Source organism: Massilia hydrophila, from assembly GCF_020208145.1.
GTDB classification, from domain to species: Bacteria; Pseudomonadota; Gammaproteobacteria; order Burkholderiales; family Burkholderiaceae_D; genus Telluria; species Telluria hydrophila.
In genome coordinates, this window is the sequence record NZ_JAHYBX010000011.1 from 111,715 (window position 1) to 132,314 (window position 20,600).

Genomic DNA, 20,600 nt, shown 5'->3' on the forward strand with positions numbered 1-20,600 from the left:
ACCAACTGCCACCTCGTCCAGGCCGGGGCCAAGCGTAATTATTTTCCTAGAGGTATCCGACATTTGCTAAGCTTGGCGGGTGGAAAGTCAAGCAAAAACAGGCCTGGTCCTTACAGGCGGTGGAGCACGCGCCGCCTACCAGGCCGGCGTGATGCATGCGATCGCCCGCATCCTGGCCGACGCCGGCCGTCCGGCCTTGCGCTCTCCGTTCGACATCATCTGCGGCACCTCGGCCGGCGCCCTGAACGCCACCGCGCTGGCCTGCCGCGCGGACGATTTCGGCAGCGCCGTGCGCGGCCTGCTCGCGGTCTGGGAAGGCGTGTCGGCGCACCAGGTCTACCGCGCCGATTCGCTGGCCGTGCTGCGCAGCGGCGCGCGCTGGCTGTCGCTGCTGTCCTTCGGCTGGCTGCTGCGCAAGTGGCGTGCGGCGCCGCCCCAGTCCCTGCTCGACAATACCCCGCTGGCGGGCCTGCTGCACCATGCGCTCGACCTGCCGCGCCTGGATGCGGCGCTGGCCGACGGGGTGCTGCACGCGCTGGCGGTCACCGCCTCCTCGTACAGCAGCGGCCACCACATCACCTTCTACCAGGCGGCGCGCGAGATCGCGCCCTGGCTGCGCCACCAGCGCCTGGCGCTGCCGACCCAGATCGGCGTCGAGCACCTGCTGGCCTCGAGCGCGATTCCCTTTATCTTCCCGGCCGTGCCGCTGTACCTGGGCGGACGGCGCGAATACTGCGGCGACGGCTCGATGCGCCAGTTGGCGCCGATCGCGCCGGCGATCCACCTTGGCGCCACCCGCGTGCTGGTGGTGGGAGCCGGACGCATGTCCGAGCCCGCCGCCGAGCGCGCGCCCGGCCTGGCCGGCAACGCGGGCTATCCGAGCCTGGCGCAGATCGCCGGCCACGCGCTGTCCTCGATCTTCCTGGACAGCCTGGCGTCCGACATCGAGCGCCTGCAGCGCGTCAACCAGACCCTGGAGCGGATGGCGCCGGAAGCGCGCGCCGCGTTGCCGCTGCGGCGCGTGGAACTGCTGGTGATCGCACCGTCGGAGCGCCTCGACGACATCGCGCTGCGCCACGTGCACAGCCTGCCGGCCCCGGTGCGCACCCTGCTGGGCGGAATCGGCGCCCTCGAGACGCGCGGCGCGGCGCTGGCCTCCTACCTGCTGTTCGAAGGCGGCTACACGCGCGAACTGATCCGCCTTGGCGAACACGACACGCTGGCGCGGCGCGACGACGTACTGGACTTCTTCCCGGCATGAACGCATTGATCCGCATGCTGGCGGCACTGCTGCTGGTCCTGTCCTCCTGCGCTCAGGCCGCCCAGGCCGTGATTCCCGGCGCCAGCCTGCGCTTCGAGCACCTGTCGGTGGCCGAGGGCCTGGCCCAGGAAACCGTGCTGGCGATGCTGCAGGACCGCGACGGCTTCATGTGGTTCGGCACCCAGAACGGCCTGTCGCGTTTCGACGGCTACCGCGTGATCAACTACCGCAGCGTGCCGGGCAAGCCGCGCACGCTGTCGAACAGCTGGGTGCGGGTGCTGCACCTGGACCGCCATGGCCGGCTGTGGCTGGGCACCGACGGCGGCCTCAACCTGTACGACCCGGTCAGCCAGTCGTTCACCCTCTTCGTGCCGGACGAGACGGCGCGGCGCGGCAACGGCAACCGCCATATCAACGCCATCGTCGGCGATGGCCGTGACGGGCTGTGGATCGGCACCAACGACGGCCTGCAGTACTTCGACACCACGCTGCGCCGCTTTCGCACCTGGCACCACGAGCGCGGCAACGAACGCAGCCTGAGCGACGACAACGTCAACGCCCTGGCGCTGGACGGCAGCGGACGCCTGTGGATCGGCACCGGCGGCGGGCTGGACAGCCTGGCGCCGGACGGCGACCGGATCGAACACCATCCATCCGGCCTGGGCCCGCGCGCCAACCCGGTGCAGGCGCTGATGGTGGACGGCACCCAGCGCCTGTGGGTCGGGCGCCTGGGAGGACTGGAACGGCACGCGCTGTCCGGCAAGGAGACCGGGCGCGTGCGCCGCTTCGGACCGCGCGACGGGGTCGGTCCCTGGTGGATCACGGCCCTGTACCGCGACGCCACCGGCGAGGTCTGGGCCGGCACCCACGACAACGGCCTGCTGCGCTGGCGCGCCGGCGACGACAGCTTCGAGAACCACCGCCACGTCGTGGCCGACCGCCATAGCCTGGCCGACAACCAGGTCTCGGCCCTGTACCGCGACCGCCTCGGCACCTTCTGGGTCGGCACCTGGTTTGCCGGGGTGTCGCGGGTGGACCTGGGCAGCGGCGGCTTCGCGCGCATCGTGCGGCGCGAGGACGTGCCGGGCATGGCCCCTTCGCTGGCCGACAACAAGGCGCGCGCGCTGCTGGTCGATCCGGCCGGCGGCCGCCACAAGCTGTGGGTCGGCACCAACAGCGCGCTGAACCATCTCGACCCGGCCAGCGGCGCCGTCACCGCCTACCGCCACGATCCGCGCAATCCGAACAGCCCGATCGGCACCCCGGCCACGGCGCTGGCGCGCGACAATAGCGGCCGGCTGTGGATCGGCAGCCGCATCGGCCTCAGCGCCTTCGACCCGGCCAGCGGCCGCTTCACGCGCCAGGTGCTGCCGGGGGACGCCGACGCCAACCACGTGCGCGGCTTGCTGGTCACGCCGGACGATGCGGTGTGGGTGGCCACGCGCGGCGGCCTGCACCGGCTTGACCAGCGCAGCCGCAAGGTGGACAGCTGGCGCCACGACCCGGCCCGCGCCAGCAGCCTGGCGGACGACATCGTGCGGCCGATGCTGCTGGACCGGCGCGGCCGCATGTGGATCGGTACCTTCGACGGCCTCGACCTGATGGACCGCGGCACCGGGCGTTTCCGCCACTTCCGCCACGACCCGCTCGATGCGGGCAGCCTGAGCCACGACGAAGTGCATGCGCTGTTCGAGGACAGCCGCGGCGACATCTGGGTCGGCACCGCGGCGGGCCTGAACCGCATGGTAATGGCGGCCGACGGCGCGATGCGCTTCGTGCGCTACACGAGCCGCGACGGCCTGCTCGACGACGCGCTGGCGGCAATCCTGGAAGACGGCGACGGCCGCCTGTGGGTCAGCAGCACCAGCGGCATTTCCTGCTTCGATCCGGCCACCCGGCGCTGGCGCAACTACACGGCGGCGGACGGCCTGACCGAAGGCGCCTTCTTCGATTCCTCGGCCGCGCGCGCTCCCGACGGCACCCTGTACTTCGGCGGCTTCAACGGCATCACGGCCTTCGACCCGCGTGCGATCCGCGACAACCGCGTGGCGCCGCATCCGGTGATCACCGGCCTGACGATCTTCAACCGCCCGATCGAGGAAGCCTTGCCGGGCGCGCTCAAGGGACCGGTCGAGCATGCCGAGACCGTGAGCCTGCCGGCGGGCGCCTCGGTGTTCTCGCTCGAATTCTCGGCCCTGCACTTCGCCGCCCCCGAGCGCAACCGCTTCGCCTACCGCCTGGACGGCTTCGACCGCGATTGGATCGAGGGCGACGCCGGCAAGCGCTTCGCCACCTACACCAACCTCGACCCCGGCACCTATGTGTTCCGCCTGCGCGCGGCCAACAAGGACGGGGTCTGGAGCGAACAGGTGGCGGCGCTGGCGATCACGATCGAACCGCCGCCCTGGGGCACGCCCTGGTTCCGCGCGGTGGCCGTGCTGGTGCTGGTCGCGCTCGGCTACACGGCGCTGCGCATGCGCCTGTCGGGCCTACGCCGCCAGAAGGAAGAACTGGCGCGCCAGGTGGGCCTGCGCACCGAGCAGGTCGAGCAGCAGAACCGCGTGCTGGAACGCCAGACCGGAGAGTTGCGCGAACAGGAAGGGCGGGTGCGCCAGCAGTCCAACGAACTGGCACGCGCCTACCGCGCGCTGCAGGAGAACGAGGAATTCCTGCGCCAGGCCAAGCAGCGCGCCGAGGACGCGACGCGCCAGAAGTCCGAGTTCCTGGCCAACATGAGCCACGAGATGCGCACCCCGCTGGCCGGCGTGATCGGCATGCTCGGCTTCGCCCTGCGCGACCCGGCCCTGCACGCCGGCACCCGCGAACAGGTGGCGCGCGCCCAGGGCAATGCGGAGTCGCTGCTGGCGATCATCAACGACCTGCTCGATTTTTCCAAGATCGAGGCGGGCAAGCTGAGCATCGAGAACATCGACTTCGACCTGCATGCCCTGATCCGCGGCGTGGCCAGCCTGTTCGAGGAGCAGGCGATCGAGGGCGTCCGCTTCGACCTGACGTTCGACGACGCGCTGCCGCGCTTCGTGCTGGGCGACCCGACCCGCCTGCGCCAGGTGCTGGTCAACCTGCTGGGAAATGCCTTCAAGTTCACCTGCTCCGGCAGCATCGCGCTGGAAGTGGCGTGCCGCCCGGACGAGCAGGTGCGCGGCGACGGCTGGCACATGGTGCGCTTTACCGTGCGCGACACCGGCATTGGGATTCCGGCCAGCGCGCTGCCGCGCCTGTTCCAGAAGTTCGAGCAGGCCGATACCTCCACCACGCGCCGCTATGGCGGCACTGGACTGGGATTGGCGATCTGCCGCCAGCTGGTGGCCCTGATGGGCGGCTCGATCGGTGTCAACAGCGTGGAGGGTAAGGGCAGCACCTTCAGCGTGCTGCTGCCGCTGGCCGACGGGGTCGAGCCGGCCGACCTGGCAAACGCGCCGCGCGCGCCGCACAGCCACCGCCTGCGCGTGCTGTGTGCCGAGGACTTCACCACCAACCAGATCATCGCCCGCACCCTGGTCGAGGAGATGGGACATGCGGTCGACGTCGTCGACAACGGCGCCCAGGCGCTGGCGGCCTGCGCCCGTTGCCGCTACGACCTGGTGCTGATGGACGGGCGCATGCCGGAGATGGATGGCGCCACCGCCACCCGCCTGATCCGCGCCGGCGGCAGCGCGCAGTTGCGCGTGCTCGACCCGCACCTGATGATCGTGGCCCTGACCGCGAACGTCAGTGGCGAGGACCGGGCGCGCTACCTGGCCGCCGGCATGGACGGCTTCCTTACCAAGCCGATCGACGAGGCGGCCCTGCACCTGCAGATCGCGCGCGCCATCGAGCGCCAGCTGGCGCGCGGGATCGCGCTGCCGCCGCTGCCGGCCCGGGCGGCCGCCCTGGCGCCGTCGGCCGCGACCCTGGACGCACTGTTCGAGGTGGCGCCCGCCGCGGATCCGGCGCCGGCTCCAGCTCCAGCTCCAGCTCCGTCTACCGCTGCGGCCACTGCCGCCGCGCCCGGCGCCGGCCTGTCCGCGCGCCTGCGCGCGGCCTTCGCGGCCGACCTGCCGCGCCGCCGCGCCGAGCTGGCGGCGGCGCTGGAGGGCGGCGACCTGGAAACGGCCGGACGCGTGCTGCACGGCCTGCGCGGCAGCGCCGCCTATCTCGGCGAGGATGCGCTTGGCGCGCTGTGCGCCGAACTCGAAGCGGCGGCCGGCGCCGGCCGCCATGACGCGCTGCTGGCCGGCTACGCCGCGCTCGAGCAGCGGCTGGACGCCTTCCTGCCGGCCTGAAGGCCGTTGCGCGCGCAGCCATGTTCCGCGCGCGCGGCGCTATGCCTATAATGGGCCTCCGAAAGCAAGGAAAAGGACGCGCGGCGAGATGAAGGTGCTGGTGGTGGACGACGACGTGGTGGCGCGCATGATGCTGATGCATCTGGTCGACAGTTGCGGCGCATACGACATCGTCGAAGCGGACGATGGCGAGGATGGCTGGCGCCAGCTGGCAGCCGGCCTGCGTCCCGGGATCGTGTTCTGCGACCTGCGCATGCCGCGGCTGGACGGCCTCGGCCTGCTGGCGCGGGTGCGCGCCGCGCCCGCGCTGGCCGCGCTGCCCTTCGTGCTGGTGTCGGCCGCCGCGGATGCCGACACCCTGGCCGAAGCGGGGCGCCAGGGCGCCGATGGCTACATCGTGAAACCCTTCGCGGCCGGCCAGGTCAGGGCCCAGCTCACGCGCCTGGTGCATCCGGACGAAGAGCCGGCGGCCGTGTTGCGCCGCCTCGGCATCGGTCGCGAGCGCCTGCAGGCCTACCTCGGCGGCCTGCAGCGCCAGCTCGAGGAAGCCGGGTCCGCCATCCCGCCCTCGCGCGATCGCCTGCTGCAGCTGGCCGAAGGCTGCGCCACCCTCGGGCTGGCGGACAGCGCGGCGCGCCTGCGCGCGGCGGCCGCCGCCGCCAACGTGGCCGACGCGGCGCCAGCCTCGCCGCACACCCAGGCCGCGCTGACCCATGCCCTGGGCGCCGTGCGCCGCCAGCAAGCCCACGTTCCCGACTGAGGCGGCCAGGTCGGCCTTGCCGGCACATTACTTTAGATTTAAAGTACAGCTCATCTTTGCTGCGTTGCTGGAATTCCAACAGGGACCGACCATGAACGATGTTTCCGCAGCACTCGCGCCGTCCGGCTACACCGACGGCTTTGCCCGCGCCAGCCTGCCGCCGCCCGACGAATGGCCGGAACTGCGCTTCGACTTGCCCGAGCTGCAGTATCCGGCCCGCCTGAACAGCGCCGCCGAGCTGCTCGACGGCGCCAGCGCGCGCGGCTGGGATGGGCGTACCGCCCTGGTCGGCACCCGCGAGCGCCTCAGCTACGCCGCGTTGCGCGCGCGGGTCGACCGCATCGCCCACGTGCTGCGCCAGGACCTGGGCCTGGCCAGCGGCAGCCGGGTACTGGTGCGCGGCGCCAACTGTCCGATGATGGCGGCCTGCATCCTGGCCGTGATCAAGGCCGGCTGCATCGCCGTGCCGACCATGCCGCTGCTGCGCGCGCGCGAGCTGGGCACCATCGCCAGCCGGGCCCGGGTCGGCGCCGTGCTGTGCGCCGCCGGCCTGCGCGCCGAGGTCGATGCGATGGAACCCGGCGGCCTGCCACTGCTGCTGTTTGATGTGCCTGACGATGCGCCGGAATCGCTGGAAGCGCGGATGGCGGCCCACGACAGCCCTTATCCCGCGCACGACACTGCAGCCGACGACATTTGCCTGATCAGCTTCACCTCCGGCACCACCGGCGTGCCGAAGGGCACCATGCACTTCCACCGCGACCTGCTGGCGATCTGCGACTGCTTCCCGCGCCACACGCTGGCGACACAGGCCGACGATGTCTTTATCGGCACGCCGCCGCTGGCCTTCACGTTCGGCCTCGGCGGCCTGCTGCTGTTCCCGCTGCGGGTCGGCGCCTGCGCCGTGCTGGCCGAGAAGCTCAGCCCGGAAACCCTGCTGGCGGCGATCCAGGAGCAGCGCGCCACCGTCTGCTTCACCGCGCCCACCTTCTACCGCCAGATGGCGCAGCTGGCGGACCGCTTCGACTTGAGCAGCCTGAGCCGTAGCGTGTCGGCCGGCGAAGCCTTGCCGGTGGCCACCCGCGCCGCCTGGAAGGCCGCCACCGGGCTCGAGATGATCGACGGGATCGGCGCCACCGAGATGCTGCACATTTTCATCTCCGCCGCGGGCAGCGCGGTACGTCCCGGCGCGACCGGCAAGCCGGTGCCCGGCTACCAGGCCTGCATCCTCGACGAGGACGGGCGCCGGCTCGGTCCGGGCCAGGTCGGACGGCTGGCGGTGAAAGGCCCGACCGGCTGCCGCTACCTTGACGATCCGCGCCAGCGCAACTACGTGCACGAGGGCTGGAACATCACGGGCGACGCCTACCAGATGGACGAAGACGGCTATTTCCACTACTGCTCGCGGCTGGACGACATGATCATCTCGGCCGGCTACAACATCGCCGGGGCCGAGGTCGAGGAAGTGCTGCTGCACCACCCGGCGGTGGCCGAATGCGGAGTGGTGGGCCGGGCCGACGAGGAGCGTGGCCAGGTGGTCGAGGCGCATGTCGTGCTCAAGCCGGGCGTGGCGGCGGGCGCCGAGACCGCGCTGGCGCTGCAGGAATTCGTCAAGGCGCGGATCGCGCCGTACAAGTACCCGCGTGTGGTGCGCTTTCGCGAGCAGCTGCCGCGCACCGAGACCGGTAAACTGCAACGCTTTAAACTCCGCAGCGATGCGGTCTGAGGAAAACATGTCCAAACGCGAGGATGGAGAGCAGGGCGTCGAACTCGACCTGGCGAGCCGGCTGACCCGGGATCATCACCAGTCGCTCAAGCTGTGGCTGCGCATGCTGTCGTGCACGGTGCGTATCGAGAACGAGATCCGCACCCGCCTGCGGGCGCAGTTCGGCATCACCTTGCCGCGCTTCGACCTGATGGCCCAGCTGGAACGGCATCCCGATGGTTTGCGGATGGGGGAACTGTCGAAGCGCATGATGGTCACCGGCGGCAACGTCACCGGCATCACCGACCAGCTCGAGCGCGAGCAACTGGTGGTGCGGGTGCCCGATCCGCATGACCGTCGCGCCTGGGCGGTGCGCCTGACACCGGCCGGGCGCAGCGCCTTCGCCGCGATGGCCGCGGTGCACGAGCGCTGGATCGACGAGATGCTGGCCGGTTTCCCGGCCGAGGACAAGGCCAGCCTGATTGCGCTGCTGGCCTCGATGAAGGAAACACTGCGGGTGGAAGAGGGGCCGGCGGCCCCGTAGTCCGGCTTCCGGTCAGTCGCTCAAGCGCGCTGCGCGCCGGACGAGCGGCGGCGGCGCGCGCCGGCCACGGCCAGCAAGCCCATGCCCAGCAGCGCCAGGCTGCCCGGTTCCGGCACTTCGGCGGCGCCGTCCTGGCCGCCCTGCGGCGGCTGCTCCTGCTCGTGGCTGCCACCGTTGCCACCGTTGCCACCGGTCTGCCCCGGGTCCGGCACCAGCGGGTCCTGGCCCGTGCCCGTGCCTGCGCCGCCGCCGGTGCCAGTGCCACTGCCACCACCGGTCCCGGTGCCCGTGCCTCCGCCGGTGCCGCTGCCACCACCCGTGCCGCCGTCGTTACCAGTGCTGCCACCGGTGCCGCCGGTGCCGCCGCCCGGGTTTTCCTCGACCGGTGGCTTGGCCTTGGCCGGAGCGGTGATGTAGTGGCTCAGGCGTCCGATATTACAGTTACCTTTGCCGCAGTCGCCGGTCAGGTTGTTCACCTGGCTGTTGGTCCACACCAGCTGGGTCAGGTCGCCCAGGTTCTCGAAATAGAAGGTGTTGGCCGAGCTCAAGTTGCCGGTGCCAAATTTCAGGGCGAAGTAGCCCGGTCCGGCGAGGTCGGTCAGGAACCAGGCCGAGGCCAGGCCATCCACTGCCTGGGCCGTATTACTGCTGTTCACATTAATCTTGCTGCTCAGGACCAGGGTGTCGTCGCCCGTGAGCCGCTTCAGTTCCGCCAGTTCGGTCGCATTGCCGGAATTGCCGAGCTTGACCTGGCCGATCAGGCGGTCGACGACGACGCTGCTGGCTACCGGCGTCGCGGAGGCGAGCATCGGGACGCTCAGCAGGAGGGAGCACAGCAGGGAAAGGGAGGTCTTCATGGCGGACGTTTGTTTAAATGAAATAAAGATTGCTTTTATATAATACAAGTTGCAAGGATAAGAATATCCAAGCGACAAGTAAAGAGATTTCGTCAGATTTGAAATGGGAGTGGCGAATGTGCCACTGTTTGGGTTTGGCAAGCTGGCTGGTACAATAAGGGGCTGCACCACGCCGTATCCGGGGCAGGCACGCGTGTCGCCATAGTACAATGGATAGTACAAGGTCCTCCTAAGACTTAGATGCAGGTTCGATTCCTGCTGGCGACACCATTTTCCCGCCCGTCCGGGCACGCTTTCCCGCTCAAGTTCTCCACCGGCGCCGGAATTCCGGTCCATGCCCGCCACCCGGTACAATGGGCGCTTCTTTCAACATTTTGCGCTTGCGCCATCGACCGGCGGCAAGCGGGTTCACGGATCATGGCTGTCATTTCCCTCTCTTCCGCGCAACTGGCCTTCGGCCACGTCGCGCTGCTCGACCATGCTGACTTTTCCCTGGAGGCCGGCGAACGCGTGGGCCTGATCGGGCGTAACGGCACCGGCAAGTCTTCGCTGCTGAAGATCATCTCGGGCCGCTCGCGCCTCGACGACGGCCTGCTCGTCATGCAGCAGGGCGTCACCATCGCCTATGTCGAGCAGGAGCCGGTCTTCGACCCGGACATGAGCGTGTTCGACGCCGTCGCCGCCGGCATGGGCGAGCAGCAGGCCATGCTGGCCGAGTACGAATCCCTCACCGGGCAGTTCGGCGGCGACAACGACGAGGCGCTGATGGAGCGCATGCACGAGCTGCAGCTCAAGCTCGATGCGATCGACGGCTGGAACCTGGCGCACAAGGTCGACACCACGCTCGACCGCCTGGGCCTGGTGCGCGATGCGAAGATGGGAACGCTCTCGGGCGGGATGCAGAAGCGCGTGGCGCTGGCCGTGGCCCTGGTGTCCGGTCCGGACGTGCTGCTGCTGGACGAGCCGACCAACCACCTCGACTTCAGCTCGATCAAGTGGCTGGAAGGCCTGCTGCGCGAATTCCGCGGCTCGGTGCTGTTCATCACCCACGACCGCAGTTTCCTGGACAATGTCGCCACGCGCATCATCGAGCTCGACCGTGGCCGCCTGCTTTCCTTCCCGGGTAATTTTTCCACCTACCAGGAACGCAAGCGCGAGCTGCTCGCCAACGAAGAAGTCGAAAACGCCAAGTTCGACAAGTTCCTGGCCCAGGAAGAAGTCTGGATCCGCAAGGGCGTGCAGGCGCGCCGCACCCGCGACGAAGGCCGTGTGCGCCGCCTGGAAGCGCTGCGCCTGCAGCGCGCCGCGCGCCGCGAGCAGCAGGGGACGGTGCGGCTGGACGTCGCCGCCGGCGAGCGTTCCGGCAAGATCGTCGCCGACCTGGACAACATTTCCAAGTCCTACGGCGAGAAAGTCATCGTCCGCAACTTCACCGGCACCATCCTGCGCGGCGACAAGGTCGGCCTGATCGGCCCGAACGGCGCCGGCAAGACCACCCTGCTCAAGATCATCCTCGGCGACGAGACCGCCGACAGCGGCTCCGTGAAGCTCGGCACGCGCCTGAATGTCGCCTATTTCGACCAGATGCGCGCCCAGCTCAACGAGGAGGCGAGCCTGGCCGACACCATCTCGCCGGGCAGCGACTGGGTCGAGATCAATGGCCAGAAGAAGCACGTGATGACCTACCTGAACGACTTCCTGTTCGCGCCGGAACGCGCGCGCTCGCCCGTCAAGTCGCTCTCCGGCGGCGAACGCAACCGCCTGCTGCTGGCCCGCCTGTTCGCCAAGCCGGCCAACTGCCTGGTGCTGGACGAACCGACCAACGACCTCGACATCGAGACCCTGGAACTGCTCGAGGAACTGCTCGAGGAATACACGGGCACCGTGTTCCTGGTCAGCCACGACCGCACCTTCCTCGACAATGTCGTGACGCAGGTGATCGTGGCCGAGGGGAATGGCTTGTGGCGCGAATACGTGGGCGGCTATACCGACTGGGAGCGCGCGCGTGCGCAGGAGTCTGCCGGCGCCCCGAAGCAGGCGCAGGCGGCGCAGCCGGCGCAGAAAGCCCAGGCCGCTGGCGAGCCGGCCGCGAACCCGCAGGGTGCTGGCAAGAAGGTCAAGCTGAGCTACAAGGAACAGCGCGAGCTGGAAGAGCTGCCCCAGCTGATCGCTACCCTCGAGGATGAGCAGTCGGCCATCACGGCCCAGCTGAACTCGGCGGATTTCTACAAGCAGAGCCCGGGCGAAGCGCGCCGCCTGAGCGCGCGCCACGCCGAGATCGACGCGCTGCTGCTCGACGCCCTCGAGCGCTGGGAGCGGATCGAAGCCCGCGCGCGCGGCGAATAAACCGGGCAGGGGCCAGCACCGCATGAGCGAACACGACGACTCCCGCGGCCTGGCCGCCAGCGCATCCGCCCGGGCGGCCGACGCCCCGCTGTTCAGCCGCGCCGCCTGGGCCCGCATCCTTCCTTTCGGCGCCTACCTGGCTTTCCTCGTCCTCGGCGACATGCTCGAGCGCGCCGGCTTCGAGCGCGCCGGCCTGCGCTGGCTGTATCCGGCGCAGGCCGCCACGGTGGCGCTGCTGCTGGCGATCAACTGGCGCCGTTACCACGAGCTGCGGGCGCCGCTGCCCGGTCCGGCGCAGCTGCTGGCGGCGCTGGCGACCGGCGCGCTGGTGTTCGCGCTCTGGATCCAGCTCGACGCGCCCTGGATGACGTTGGGAAGCAGTCCCGGCTACGACCCGCGCGGCCCAGGCGGGATCGACCCGCTGCTGGCCGGCCTGCGCGTCGCCGGCGCGGCCCTGGTGGTGCCCGTGATGGAAGAACTGTTCTGGCGCTCCTTCCTCATGCGCTGGGTCGATTCGTCGGACTTCGAAGCCCTGGCGCCGGCGCGCGTGGGACTGAAGGGTTTCCTCGTCTCGGTGCTGCTGTTCGGCTTCGAACACCACCTGTGGCTGGCCGGCATCGTGGCCGGGGCCGCCTACGGCCTGCTGTACATGCGCCAGCGTAACCTGTGGGGACCGGTCGTCGCCCACGCCCTGACCAACGGCCTGCTCGGGGCCTGGGTGCTGGCCACCGGCAGCTGGTCCTTCTGGTAGCGCACATTTCGCTCCCGGCGTAGCCAACAAAACACCAGAGCTATGCTATTCTCGGCCGAATTGTTGTATAAAAGTACACAAACAGTCTGCGCTGGCCGCAGCCAGGATGCAACACATCGGTCCGCAAGGCATCGAATCGTGCGCTTCGCCGCGATTTCACTGTTGTACTATCAAAACAATTTGCATTTTGCAAACTGGCGTGCTGGGCAAGGCGGTATGCGCTGCCTGGCCGGCTGCATGCACCGGGGATCGCAGTCGTCCATCGGGCTGGCGCCGGCGGCGCGGAACGATCACAATCAATCGCAAAGCGGGGGAGAGAGATGAACGCAACAGTGAGGATAGGCTTGCTGGTGAACCGGCTGCGCTGCATGTCGGTGGCGGAAATGGGCTACCGTGTGCGCCAGGCCGCCGCGACCCGCATGGGTCGCCGCATGGCGGGCCGTACCGCCCCGGCTCCGCTGCCGCGCGCGCGTACCCTGGCCGTGCAGGGCGCCCCCGCGCTCGATCCGGCGGAACGCGAAGCGCTGCTGCTCGACGCCGAGCGCATCTGCGCCGGCCACGTGGTCCTGTTCGCCGAGCGCCGCTTCGACGTCGGCGTGCCCACCGCCTGGAACCGCGATCCCGACACCGGCGTCACCGCCCCGTTGCTGTATGCCGGCGACATCACCATCGGCGACCGCGAGCAGGTCGGCGACATCAAGCATGTGTGGGAGCTGAACCGCCACCTGCACCTGGTGCGCCTGGCCCAGGCCTGGGCCGTGAGCGGCGAGCTGCGCTGGCTGCATGCGCTCGAGCAGCAGCTGCGCAGCTGGCTCGAGCAGTGCCCGCCGCTGACCGGACCGAACTGGACCAGTTCGCTGGAGCTGGGTATCCGCCTGATCAACTGGAGCCTCGTGTGGCAGCTGGCCGGCGGCGAGAGCAGCCCGCTGTTCGAGGGCGAGTCCGGACAGCGGCTGCGCAGTGACTGGCTGGGCAGCATCCACGCCCATTGCCGGGGCATCGCGCGCAACCTGTCGCGCCACTCCTCGGCCAACAACCACCTGATCGGCGAACTGGCCGGCCTTTACGTGGGCGCCAGCACCTGGCCCTGCTGGAAGGAGTCGGCCGAGTGGATGGCGACGGCGCGCCGCGAGCTCGAGCACGAGGCCGTGCTGCAGTTCTCGCGCGACGGCGTCAACCGCGAGCAGGCCTTTGCCTACCACATCTTCTCGAGCGAATTCCTGTTCGTGGCCGGCCTGATGGGGCAGGCCTGCGGCCAGCCTTTCCCGCGTCCCTATTGGGCGTCGCTGCAGCGCGCGCTGCGCTTCCTGCGCTCGGTGCGCGACGTTGGCGGCCACCTGCCGGCGGTGGGCGATGCCGACGACGGCCGCGTGTTCCGCCTGGACGCCGGCGGCGGCGAGCGTGCCGCCCAGCTGCTGGCGCTGGGCGACACCGTCTTTGGCGCGGCCGCGGACAGCCATGCCGGCGTGCGCTGGCTGCTGCATGCGCTGCCGGGGCCGCGCCCCGACTGCGATCCGCACGAAGTCGACAGCGGCTGGGCCTTCCCGGACGGCGGCTACCTGCTGTTCGGCAGCCACTTCGGCGAGCATGCCGAAATCAAGGGCCTGCTCGACTGCGGCCCGCTCGGCTACCTCGGCACCGCCGCCCATGGCCATGCCGACGCGCTGGCCCTGACCCTGTCGGTGGCGGGCGAGGAATGCCTGATCGATCCCGGTACCTATTCCTACTGGCAGGAGCAGAAGTGGCGCGACTATTTCCGCGGTACCTCGGCCCACAACACCGTGCGCATCGACGGCCTCGACCAGTCCACCAGCGGCGGGCGCTTCATGTGGCTGCGCAAGGCGCAGGCGCACATCGAGCGCATGCCGAGCAGCCCGGGCGACTTCGACTTCCGCGGCTCGCACGACGGCTATGCCCGCCTGGCCGACCCGGTACGCCACATGCGCAGCGTGCGCTTCGACAGCGCCAGCAACACCCTGAGCGTGCGCGACGAAGTATCGGCGCGCAAGCCGCACAAGGTCGAGCTGTTCTGGCATTTCGCCCCCGAACTCGACGTGCGTCTCACCAGCCACGGCCTGTCGGTGCGCGGCAAGCGCTTCGTGCTGCAACTGCAGGCCTCGGGCGCCGACCTGCAGCTGGAACTGGTGCGCGGGGCCGAGAACCCGCCGCTCGGCTGGTGCTCGCGTACCTATGAATCGAAGCGTCCGTGCGACGTGCTCAGGATCACGACCGTATCGTCCGCCGTTCCGGTCGAATGCAGGTTTACAATAACGTTCCTGCATTAGCAAAAAGTTATTAATAAGCAATAAAGCTTTTATTATTAAAGGGAAATGTCCAAATGCTGATTTACCTCGTTGCCGGTGCGCGTCCGAACTTCATGAAGATCGCCCCCATCGTGCGCGCCCTGCAGGCCCAGGATGCCCTGTCGTACAAGATCATCCATACCGGCCAGCACTACGACCGCGAGATGAACGATGTGTTCTTCGAAGAACTGGGCATTCCGCAACCGGACGTGTTCATGGCCGCCGGCGGCGGCAGCCACGCCCAGCAGACCGCCAAGATCATGGTCGGTTTCGAGGAACTGTGTGTTGCCGAGCGCCCGGATGCGGTGCTGGTGGTGGGCGACGTGAATTCCACGCTGGCCTGCTCGGTGGTAGCCAAGAAGCTGGCGATCCCGGTCGCCCACGTCGAGGCCGGGCTGCGCAGCGGCGACATGGGCATGCCGGAAGAAATCAACCGCCTCGTCACCGACAGCATCTCGGACTGGTTCTTCGTCACCGAGCCGGCGGCGCTGGAACACCTGCGCCGCGAGGGCAAGCCCGACACCGCCGTGCACTACGTCGGCCATGTGATGGTGGACAACGTGCTGTACCAGGCCGACAAGCTGTCGCGCACCGATACCTCGGGTTTCGAGACGGGCGCCTTCAAGGCGGCGCAGGCGGGCGGCCGCTACGGCGTGGTCACGCTGCACCGGCCCAGCAACGTGGACGAGCCGGCCACCTTCGCCCGCATCGCCGGCGCGCTGAAGGAGATCGCGCAAGACCTGCCGCTGATCTTCCCGGTGCATCCGCGCACCCGCGCCAACATCGAGAAGTTCGGCATCGACCTGGGCCCGAACGTCACGCTGGCCGGCCCGCAGGCCTACATGGCCTTCCTCAACCTGTGGAAGGACGCGGCCGTGGTGCTGACCGACAGCGGCGGCCTGCAGGAGGAAACGACAGCGCTTGGCGTGCCCTGCGTGACGATCCGCGAGAATACCGAGCGCCCGGTGACGGTGGACGAGGGCTCGAACGTGCTGGCCGGCACCGATCCGGAAGTCATCCTGCGCGAAGCGCGCAAGATCCTGGCCGGGCAGGGAAAGCAGGGCCGCCGCCCGCACCTGTGGGACGGCCGCGCCGCAGAGCGCATCGTCGCCGTGCTGGCGCGCGAACTGGGCGTGGCCGCGCCGGAAAGCCTGGCCGCCTGAGGCCGCCGCCCGCGCGCTGCGGGCCGCACGGCAGGCTTGCCAGGGCCGGACCGGGCCCGCAAGCTGCGCAGGAAAACATGTTGCCGACGGCGGCACCGGCACCGCCACCGGCAGGCGGGCCGGACAGGGATAGGACGGCCATAGAAGCCGCCTGCAATAACACACACGAGCTCGCGCTGCCACCTGCGGGCCGTCCTGGCGGACGGTCCGGGCAGCGGCATGGCTTGCCCCGCGCCGCTGGCAAGGCGGTGATACGCGGCAGCAATGAATGCCAGTCAATTAATACATTTTGCATATCAGAAGAGAGCGAACGACATGAAGATCCTGGTTACTGGCGGCATGGGCTACATCGGCTCGCATACCGTCGTCGAACTGCAGCACGCCGGCCATGAAGTGGTCGTGGTGGACAACCTGTCCAACGCGGATGCGCGGGTGCGGGAACGGGTGCAGCGCATTACCGGCAAGGCCTTTGTCTTCGAGGAAGCCGACATCCGCGACCGCGCCGCCATGGAGCGCATCTTCGGCGCCCACAAGGTCGACGCCGTGATCCACTTCGCCGGCCTGAAGGCGGTCGGCGAATCGGTGGCGCAGCCGCTGCGCTACTACGACAACAACGTCAACGGCAGCGTGATCCTGTTCGAGACCATGGCCAAGTCGGGAGTGAAGACCATCGTGTTCTCGTCCTCGGCCACGGTGTACGGCGACCCGGCCTCGGTGCCGATCCGCGAAGACTTCCCGCTGTCGGCCACCAACCCTTACGGCCGCAGCAAGCTGATGATCGAGGACATCCTGCGCGACCTGGCCAAGGCCGAGCCTGACTGGCGCATCGCGCTGCTGCGCTACTTCAACCCGGTCGGCGCCCATGAAAGCGGCTTGATCGGCGAAGAGCCGAACGGCATCCCGAACAACCTGGTGCCGTATATCGCGCAAGTCGCCAACGGCCAGCGCGACAAGCTGTCCGTGTTCGGCGGCGACTACCCGACCCCGGACGGCACCGGCCTGCGCGACTACATCCACGTGGTCGACCTGGCGATCGGCCACGTCAAGACCCTCGATCGCCTGGCCAGGGAGCCGGGCATCGTCACCTACAACCTCGGCACTGGCCGTGGCAACAGCGTGCTGGAAATGGTGCGCGCCTTCGAGCAGGCCTGCGGCCGCCCGATTCCCTACCAGATCGTCGAGCGCCGCCCAGGCGACGTCGCGCAGTGCTACGCGGATCCGGCCAAGGCGCGCGAGGAACTGGGCTGGACTGCCGAGCGTGATGTCGCGCAGATGTGCGCCGATGTGTGGCGCTACCAAACCACGGCGAAATAAACAATTTATCTAAAGGACGGTCTGATGAAAGCCATGATTCTCGCTGCAGGCAAGGGCACGCGTGTACGCCCGCTGACCTATGACCTGCCCAAACCCATGATCCCCCTGCTGGGCAAGCCCGTGATGGCCTACCTGGTCGAACACCTCAAGAAGCACGGCGTGACCGAAATCATGGTCAACGTCAGCTGGCTGCACGAAAAGATCGAGGAATACTTCGGCGAAGGCGAGCAGTTCGGGGTCCAGATCGGCTATTCGTTCGAGGGCTACATCAAGGACGACGGCGAAGTCGTCCCGGAACCGATCGGCTCGGCCGGCGGCATGAAGAAGATCCAGGAATTCGGCGGCTTCTTCGACGACACCACCATCGTCCTGTGCGGCGACGCGCTGATTGACCTCGACCTCAAGGCGGCGCTGCTCGAGCACCGCCGCAAGGGCGCGATGGCCACCGTGATCACCAAGGAAGTACCGTGGGACAAGGTCTCGTCCTATGGCGTGGTGGTCACCGACGCCGAAGGACGCATCACGGAGTTCCAGGAAAAGCCGAGCGAACAGGAAGCCAAGTCGAACTTCATCTCGACCGGCATTTATATTTTCGAGCCGGAAGTCATCGACCTGATTCCCTCGGGCGTGCCGTTCGACATCGGTTCCGAACTGTTCCCCCTGCTGGCAGAGCGCGGCCTGCCGTTCTATGCCCAGGGCCGTCCGTTCAACTGGCTCGACATCGGCACCATGAGCGACTACTGGGAAGTGCTGCAGACCGTGCTGACCGGCGAAGTCAACCACATGGACGTGCCCGGCATCCAGATCGAGCCGGGCGTCTGGACCGGCCTGAACACCAGCATCGACTGGGAAGGCACCAGCATCGAGGGCCCGGTGTACATCGGTTCCAACGTCAAGATCGAGGCCGGCGCGCGCATCGTGGGCCCGACCTGGATCGGCCACGGCAGCCATATCTGCGAAGGCGCGGAGATCGTGCGCAGCGTGTTGTTCGAGTACACACGCGTGTTGCATGATGTAACATTGCACGAAATGATAGTTTTCAAGGACTATAGTGTCGACCGCCAGGGCGAGATGAAGCACGCCTCCGAGTATTCCTCGGAAGAGTGGCTCAATGCCCGCGACCGCCGCCGCTCGCGGCGCAAGGACGGCGACACCGATACCGCAATCGAGACGATCAACGAGAAAGTTAGCGCATGAACATTTACCCAGTCATCCTCTCCGGCGGCGCCGGTACCCGCCTGTGGCCGCTTTCGCGCGCCGTGCTGCCCAAGCAGCTGCTACCGCTGGTAGCGGACAGGACCATGCTGCAGGAAACTGCGCTGCGGGTGGCCGGCTGGCCGGGAGTGATGGCGCCGCTGGTCGTGTGCGGCAACGACCACCGCTTCATGGTGGCCGAGCAGCTGCGCGAGGCCGGCATCACCCCGCTCGGCATCCTGCTTGAACCGGTCGGCCGCAACACCGCGCCGGCGGTGGCGGCGGCGGCCCACTACCTGAAGGCGATCGATCCGGAAGCCATCATGCTGGTGCTGCCGGCCGATCACGTGATCGAGAACGGCGCCGCCTTCCGCGACGCCGTGCAACGCGCCGTGACCCTGGTGGGGCAGGGCGCGCTGGCCACCTTCGGCATCGTCCCGCAGAGCCCGGAAACCGGCTACGGCTACATCCGCCGCGGCGAGGCCGTGGCCAACTGCGGCGACTGCTACCGGGTGGCGCGCTTCGTCGAGAAGCCGGACGCGGCCACCGCGCAAGGCTTCCTGGACGAAGGCGGCTATTACTGGAACAGCGGCATGTTCATGTTCCATGCGGAACGCTACCTGGCGGAACTCGAGAAGCATGCCCCGGCCATCGCGGCGGCGGCCGAGAAGGCGGTCAGCACCGGCTACCGCGACCTCGACTTCTGCCGCCTGGAAGAAAAGGCCTTCACCGACAGCCCGTCCGACTCGATCGACTACGCGGTAATGGAAAAGACCGTCGATGCCGCCGTGGTCCCGGCGGACATCGGCTGGAGCGACGTCGGCTCCTGGTCGGCGCTGTGGGAAGTGCAGCCCAAGGACGCCAACGGCAATGCCCAGCGCGGCGACGTCTACCTCGATGGCGTCACCAATTCGCTGGTGCGCGCGGAGTCGCGCATCGTGGCCGTGGTGGGGGTGGACAACCTGGTGGTCGTGGAGACCCAGGATGCGGTCCTGGTCACCCACAAGGACCAGGTCCAGCGCGTCAAGCAGGTGGTCGACCACCTGAAGTCGAAGGCGCGCACCGAGCACCTGCACCATACCCGCGTGTACCGCCCCTGGGGCCACTACGAGGGCATCGATGCGGGCGACCGCTTCCAGGTCAAGCGCATCACGGTCAAGCCGGGCGAGAAGCTGTCGCTGCAGATGCACCACCACCGCGCCGAGCATTGGGTGGTGGTGTCGGGCACGGCGCGCGTGACCTGCGGCGAGAAGGTCTGCCTGCTGTCGGAAAACGAGTCCACCTACATCCCGATCGGCGTCACCCACCGCCTGGAAAACCCGGGCAGGCTGCCGCTGCACCTCATCGAGGTGCAATCGGGCAGCTACCTGGGCGAAGACGACATCGTGCGCTTCGAGGACATCTACCAGCGCGCCTGAAACACGAGGCGATCCGGCGCAGGCGACAAGGGCTGCCGCATGAGAAATCATGCGGCAGTTTCTTTTGCGCCGGCGACGCATGCCCGGATTCGCTTGACCGCTTCCTGGCAGGGGAGGGAAGATGAAGGCATGCGCACACTCATCCTCATCCTCATGCTGGGCTGCAGCGCCTGCACCCTCCAGGCCCGCGACAGCGGTTTCCAGGCACCAGTGGCCAACCCCGCCACCGCCCCAGTATCGACCACGGCCACGGCCACGGCCCCGGGCGCGGACGGCGGCGACGCGCTGGCGCGCATGCGCGCGCTGATCGGCACGGCCTCCTGTACCGCATCCAGCCAGTGCCGCACCGTGGCGGTCGGCGCCCAGGCCTGCGGCGGGCCCCAGGCCTACCTGCCCTATTCGCAGGCGCGCACCGACGAGAAGGCCTTGCTGGCCCTGGCCGGCCAGCACAGGGCCGAGGTCAAAGCCAGGCTGGCGGATGGCGGGATGATGTCGATCTGCCGCCACCTGCCCGATCCGGGCGCCGTGTGCATCAGCGGCAGCTGCCAGCTCGGCGCGTCCTCGCCCGCCCCGCGCTAGGGTCTGTCTGACTGAGCGAAGGCGAAGAATGAGAGAATTAGATCGGGAGGGCTATGAAGATGAGCCGAACTGATCTAACCGAGAAGCAATGGCGGCGGTTGGAATCCCATCTGCCGCCAAAT

The 20,600-nt window shown here is 68.6% G+C and carries 14 protein-coding genes and 1 tRNA gene; 14 read left to right on the forward strand and 1 reads right to left on the reverse strand.

The window, feature by feature from the left end; all coding sequences use genetic code 11:
• Nucleotides 1–79 precede the first annotated feature (79 nt).
• The 5 genes from LE190_RS19775 (at nt 80) to LE190_RS19795 (ending at nt 8,553) form a co-directional block, all read left to right on the forward strand.
• Nucleotides 80–1,261, forward strand: coding sequence for a patatin-like phospholipase family protein (locus LE190_RS19775; protein WP_225240310.1), 1,182 nt, complete (start codon nt 80–82; stop codon nt 1,259–1,261).
• Nucleotides 1,258–5,544 (forward strand): two-component regulator propeller domain-containing protein, encoded by a 4,287-nt coding sequence (locus LE190_RS19780; RefSeq protein WP_225240311.1) that lies wholly within the window; start codon nt 1,258–1,260, stop codon nt 5,542–5,544. Before LE190_RS19775 ends, LE190_RS19780 begins: the two co-directional genes overlap by 4 nt.
• Nucleotides 5,545–5,632: 88 nt before the next feature.
• Entirely contained in the window at nt 5,633–6,304 is a 672-nt protein-coding gene (locus tag LE190_RS19785; RefSeq protein WP_225240312.1) for a response regulator, read from the forward strand.
• Nucleotides 6,305–6,395: 91 nt separating this feature from the next.
• Nucleotides 6,396–8,030: an AMP-binding protein gene (locus LE190_RS19790; RefSeq protein ID WP_225240313.1), complete on the forward strand. Its 1,635-nt coding sequence runs from the start codon at nt 6,396–6,398 to the stop codon at nt 8,028–8,030.
• A 7-nt stretch (nt 8,031–8,037) separates the two neighbouring features.
• Nucleotides 8,038–8,553, forward strand: coding sequence for a MarR family winged helix-turn-helix transcriptional regulator (locus tag LE190_RS19795; protein WP_225240314.1), 516 nt, complete (start codon nt 8,038–8,040; stop codon nt 8,551–8,553).
• A gap of 20 nt (nt 8,554–8,573) precedes the next feature.
• Here the strand turns inward: LE190_RS19795 and LE190_RS21850 are convergent, their stop codons facing one another.
• Nucleotides 8,574–9,410: a PEP-CTERM sorting domain-containing protein gene (locus tag LE190_RS21850; RefSeq protein ID WP_267875345.1), complete on the reverse strand. Its 837-nt coding sequence runs from the start codon at nt 9,408–9,410 to the stop codon at nt 8,574–8,576.
• Nucleotides 9,411–9,605: 195 nt separating this feature from the next.
• Here LE190_RS21850 and LE190_RS19805 point away from each other — a divergent pair.
• The 9 genes from LE190_RS19805 (at nt 9,606) to LE190_RS19845 (ending at nt 20,478) form a co-directional block, all read left to right on the forward strand.
• A tRNA-Arg gene (locus LE190_RS19805) sits at nt 9,606–9,680 on the forward strand.
• Between the two features lie 147 nt (nt 9,681–9,827).
• Nucleotides 9,828–11,756 (forward strand): ATP-binding cassette domain-containing protein, encoded by a 1,929-nt coding sequence (locus LE190_RS19810; RefSeq protein WP_225240315.1) that lies wholly within the window; start codon nt 9,828–9,830, stop codon nt 11,754–11,756.
• A 22-nt stretch (nt 11,757–11,778) separates the two neighbouring features.
• Nucleotides 11,779–12,507, forward strand: coding sequence for a CAAX prenyl protease-related protein (locus LE190_RS19815; protein WP_225240316.1), 729 nt, complete (start codon nt 11,779–11,781; stop codon nt 12,505–12,507).
• Between the two features lie 320 nt (nt 12,508–12,827).
• Complete coding sequence (locus LE190_RS19820; protein WP_225240317.1) at nt 12,828–14,792, forward strand: heparinase II/III family protein; 1,965 nt, start codon at nt 12,828–12,830, stop codon at nt 14,790–14,792.
• Nucleotides 14,793–14,845: 53 nt separating this feature from the next.
• Nucleotides 14,846–15,973, forward strand: coding sequence for a non-hydrolyzing UDP-N-acetylglucosamine 2-epimerase (gene wecB / locus LE190_RS19825; RefSeq protein ID WP_225240318.1), 1,128 nt, complete (start codon nt 14,846–14,848; stop codon nt 15,971–15,973).
• Nucleotides 15,974–16,288: 315 nt separating this feature from the next.
• Complete coding sequence (gene galE / locus LE190_RS19830; RefSeq protein WP_225240319.1) at nt 16,289–17,287, forward strand: UDP-glucose 4-epimerase GalE; 999 nt, start codon at nt 16,289–16,291, stop codon at nt 17,285–17,287.
• A gap of 24 nt (nt 17,288–17,311) precedes the next feature.
• Entirely contained in the window at nt 17,312–18,484 is a 1,173-nt protein-coding gene (locus LE190_RS19835; RefSeq protein ID WP_224946469.1) for a nucleotidyltransferase family protein, read from the forward strand.
• Nucleotides 18,481–19,899, forward strand: a complete 1,419-nt coding sequence (locus LE190_RS19840) for a mannose-1-phosphate guanylyltransferase/mannose-6-phosphate isomerase (protein WP_225240320.1) — start codon at nt 18,481–18,483, stop codon at nt 19,897–19,899. Before LE190_RS19835 ends, LE190_RS19840 begins: the two co-directional genes overlap by 4 nt.
• Nucleotides 19,900–20,028: 129 nt before the next feature.
• Complete coding sequence (locus LE190_RS19845) at nt 20,029–20,478, forward strand: hypothetical protein (RefSeq protein WP_225240321.1); 450 nt, start codon at nt 20,029–20,031, stop codon at nt 20,476–20,478.
• Nucleotides 20,479–20,600: the final 122 nt, after the last annotated feature.

Excerpts from the sequence above, each read along its gene's own strand:
- LE190_RS19790 (WP_225240313.1), top strand. The coding sequence starts at position 6,396 with ATGAACGATGTTTCCGCAGCACTCGCGCCGTCCGGCTACACCGACGGC.
- LE190_RS19840 (WP_225240320.1), top strand. The coding sequence starts at position 18,481 with ATGAACATTTACCCAGTCATCCTCTCCGGCGGCGCCGGTACCCGCCTG.
- LE190_RS19820 (WP_225240317.1), top strand. The coding sequence starts at position 12,828 with ATGAACGCAACAGTGAGGATAGGCTTGCTGGTGAACCGGCTGCGCTGC.
- LE190_RS19780 (WP_225240311.1), top strand. The coding sequence starts at position 1,258 with ATGAACGCATTGATCCGCATGCTGGCGGCACTGCTGCTGGTCCTGTCC.
- LE190_RS19835 (WP_224946469.1), top strand. The coding sequence starts at position 17,312 with ATGAAAGCCATGATTCTCGCTGCAGGCAAGGGCACGCGTGTACGCCCG.
- LE190_RS19815 (WP_225240316.1), top strand. The coding sequence starts at position 11,779 with ATGAGCGAACACGACGACTCCCGCGGCCTGGCCGCCAGCGCATCCGCC.
- LE190_RS19845 (WP_225240321.1), top strand. The coding sequence starts at position 20,029 with ATGCGCACACTCATCCTCATCCTCATGCTGGGCTGCAGCGCCTGCACC.
- galE (WP_225240319.1), top strand. The coding sequence starts at position 16,289 with ATGAAGATCCTGGTTACTGGCGGCATGGGCTACATCGGCTCGCATACC.
- LE190_RS19810 (WP_225240315.1), top strand. The coding sequence starts at position 9,828 with ATGGCTGTCATTTCCCTCTCTTCCGCGCAACTGGCCTTCGGCCACGTC.
- LE190_RS21850 (WP_267875345.1), bottom strand. The coding sequence starts at position 9,410 with ATGAAGACCTCCCTTTCCCTGCTGTGCTCCCTCCTGCTGAGCGTCCCG.
- LE190_RS19795 (WP_225240314.1), top strand. The coding sequence starts at position 8,038 with ATGTCCAAACGCGAGGATGGAGAGCAGGGCGTCGAACTCGACCTGGCG.
- LE190_RS19785 (WP_225240312.1), top strand. The coding sequence starts at position 5,633 with ATGAAGGTGCTGGTGGTGGACGACGACGTGGTGGCGCGCATGATGCTG.
- wecB (WP_225240318.1), top strand. The coding sequence starts at position 14,846 with ATGCTGATTTACCTCGTTGCCGGTGCGCGTCCGAACTTCATGAAGATC.